The 2818-nt window shown below is 43.3% G+C and carries 4 protein-coding genes; 1 reads left to right on the top strand and 3 read right to left on the bottom strand.

What is annotated here, in order from left to right:
• Nucleotides 1-28: 28 nt before the first annotated feature.
• From pspC to pspA, 3 genes are read right to left on the bottom strand one after another with little or no spacing between them, the layout of a single operon-like run.
• Nucleotides 29-418: an envelope stress response membrane protein PspC gene (gene pspC / locus CAG69_RS10050; protein WP_012841944.1), complete on the bottom strand. Its 390-nt coding sequence runs from the start codon at nt 416-418 to the stop codon at nt 29-31.
• Nucleotides 411-644, bottom strand: a complete 234-nt coding sequence (gene pspB / locus CAG69_RS10055) for an envelope stress response membrane protein PspB (RefSeq protein WP_005393293.1) — start codon at nt 642-644, stop codon at nt 411-413. Before pspB ends, pspC begins: the two co-directional genes overlap by 8 nt.
• A gap of 14 nt (nt 645-658) precedes the next feature.
• Entirely contained in the window at nt 659-1330 is a 672-nt protein-coding gene (gene pspA, locus CAG69_RS10060) for a phage shock protein PspA (RefSeq protein ID WP_005393294.1), read from the bottom strand.
• Between the two features lie 232 nt (nt 1331-1562).
• On the opposite strand from pspA, the gene pspF reads away from it, so the two are divergent.
• Nucleotides 1563-2573, top strand: a complete 1011-nt coding sequence (pspF, locus tag CAG69_RS10065) for a phage shock protein operon transcriptional activator (RefSeq protein WP_161444034.1) — start codon at nt 1563-1565, stop codon at nt 2571-2573.
• The last annotated feature ends 245 nt before the right edge of the window (nt 2574-2818 follow it).

Here is a 2818-nt window from a genome sequence, read left to right on the forward strand (position 1 = left end):
GTTTAAATCTTCTTTGGATGCGGAGTGTTTAGAGCTTGCTGAACTCCCGATTCACCCTGTATGTATCAGACGTAACATACGCTTCCATGTTACGGATTTTGCCATCAAGGCGGTCAAAATCCCTTTCCAACACACTGAGCAATTGGTCCGGACTTTGTCCTTTCTGCCAAGGCTTACTTTTAAGTGTGTGCTCTTGTTGCGCTCGGATATTTTCAGAATACGTCACTGGTTGCTTTTCTAACATAAACGCCATCGCGACGTATGCTAACAACACCAAAAACGTACCGCCCAACAGCGCTGCAGAAATCACTACAATACGAATCAACCAAACTTCTGCACCAAAGTAGTTGGCAATTCCGGCGCAAACACCGGAGATTTTGCCATTTACTGGGTCACGATACAGTTCTCGATTAGTCATACTTGCGTCTCCATGTTGGTGACTCAGCATCCAAGATGCGCTCCAATGTATCAACTCGGGACTGCATCGCTTCCGCTTTTTCAGATAGTACCTGAAGGCGCTCTAAATCTTGGCTCGACAGTGCACTATCCGTTTTGCGTTTGCTGCGATAGTGTAAGAAGAGCCATAGTGGAGCGACAAAGATTAAAAAGACAATCACTGGTCCTGCTATAAAAAATGCCGACATAAATGGCTCCTTTGTTATTTATCTTTCGATGACATTTGTTCTTTCAGTTTTGCCAACTCTTTTTCGATTTCGTCTTGAGCTTGAAGCTCTGCAAACTCTTGCTCTAGCGATTTTGCATTACCAGTTTGTGCGTACAAATCTGCTTCTGCTTCCATTTCATCCACTTTACGCGAGTACTGCTCAAACTTCGCCATCGCTTCATTAGTGCGGCTAGTGTGCAGGTGTTTTTGCACATCACGACGGTTAGAGGCTGTTTGGTTACGAATTGCTAGTGCTTGCTGTTTTGCACGCGTTTCTGCAATTTTGCTTTCTAACTTACCGATCTCGCCTGTAAGCTTGTCGATCGTTTCTTCTACTAACGTCTGTTCAGTGTGAAGACCTTTAATCACTTGCTCAAGCTTTTGCTTTTCAATTAACGCTGCACGAGCCAAATCTTCACGCTGTTTTACCAACGCTAGGCTCGCTTTTTGGCTCCATTCGCCAATTTGCTCTTCTAACGTTTCAACTTTACGAGCCAACTCTTTTTTGTCTGCAATCGCTTTAGCCGAGTTAGTACGCACTTCAACAAGTGTGTCTTCCATTTCTTGAATGATAAGACGGATCATTTTTTCAGGATCTTCCGCCTTGTCCAGCAATGCACTGATGTTTGAGTTAACGATATCTGCAAATCGAGAAAAAATACCCATAACGGAACTCCTCTTTTTTCCTATTAAAACTCGACAAGGTGGTGGTTGACCTTGCGTCTCCCTGAATACATTACAAGTAGCATGCCAACTTAAAATTACATTTAAAATCAGCAATTTATGCATTTTGTTGTCGTTATGCACTATTATGCTATGATGTTTTTCACCAACTGTTGGTGAAATTCACCAACTCCATATGTAAATCATGGCTCGGCTGTTAAATAAGAAGGACTTTATGAAGCAAAACCTGATTGGTGAATCACCTGCTTTTCTCGCCGTACTAGATAAAGTATCACAACTTGCGCCTATTGAGCGTCCAGTCCTCATTATTGGTGAACGAGGAACGGGTAAAGAGCTCATCGCTCAGCGTTTGCATTATTTATCAAGACGTTGGGATAAGCCACTACTATCACTCAACTGTGCGACCTTAAGCGGAGGACTAATAGATTCAGAGCTATTTGGTCATGAATCCGGTTCTTTTACAGGTTCTAAGGGCAAGCATAAAGGACGTTTCGAACGCGCCGAAGGCGGCACTTTGTTTCTTGACGAACTGGCCACCGCACCACTTTTAGTTCAAGAAAAGCTGTTGCGTGTCATCGAATATGGTGAATATGAACGAGTTGGCGGTCATACCGCTCTCAATGCGGATGTTCGACTTGTTTGTGCAACCAATGCGGACTTACCAAAATTGGCGGAACAAGGTGACTTCCGTGCCGACTTACTCGATCGTTTAGCGTTTGACGTCATCATGCTGCCTCCTCTTCGTGAACGAAAAGAAGACATCCTCTCTTTAGCAGAGCACTACGCGATAAAGATGTGTCGTGAACTTCAACTGGAATATTTTGTCGGTTTTACCTCAAAAGCACAGCATTCGCTTCTTGAATATGAATGGCCAGGTAATGTCCGTGAACTAAAAAACGTGATTGAACGTGCTATTTACCAACATGGTCTCAGTGCCGATCCAATTGATGAACTGATTTTCAATCCTTTTGAAACAGTTTGGAATAACACGCTTGGTCATAACGCCGAGCAAGCCGAACAGCAGCAAGAAGAGGAAGCACCAAGCAGCGCATTTCAATTCCCTCTAGACTATAAACAGTGGCAAGAAGAGCAAGACATCCACTTACTCAATCGCGCATTGGAAGAAGCCAAGTTTAATCAACGACAAGCAGCCGAGCTACTTGGTTTGAGCTACCACCAATTACGAGGGATGGTTAGAAAATATGGTTTAGTCGGGCAAAGCTAGCTAGGTCGAAGGTGCTTGATCGGTTAGCGAGCGAGTGACAGCGCTCTAATTTGTATGTCTTTCGAGCATAACACCTTACAGTGTATGGATTTTATGTTTGGAGCGAGTTCACAAAGGTGATAAATTAGCGAGATCATTTTCGCTTGTTAGCTCTGAAAGAGTAAGATCAAATGAAACAAGCAAGATCCAATGAACATTTCATATTATGAATGCTTTTATAAGATTATCGCTGAGCCTTATTGGGA

It is taken from the genome of Vibrio sp. V43_P6S15P86 (genome assembly GCF_009904725.1).
Classification (GTDB): Bacteria; Pseudomonadota; Gammaproteobacteria; order Enterobacterales; family Vibrionaceae; genus Vibrio; species Vibrio diabolicus.

Coding starts and splice junctions, on each gene's coding strand:
- pspC (WP_012841944.1), bottom strand. CDS start 418: ATGACTAATCGAGAACTGTATCGTGACCCAGTAAATGGCAAAATCTCC.
- pspB (WP_005393293.1), bottom strand. CDS start 644: ATGTCGGCATTTTTTATAGCAGGACCAGTGATTGTCTTTTTAATCTTT.
- pspA (WP_005393294.1), bottom strand. CDS start 1,330: ATGGGTATTTTTTCTCGATTTGCAGATATCGTTAACTCAAACATCAGT.
- pspF (WP_161444034.1), top strand. CDS start 1,563: ATGAAGCAAAACCTGATTGGTGAATCACCTGCTTTTCTCGCCGTACTA.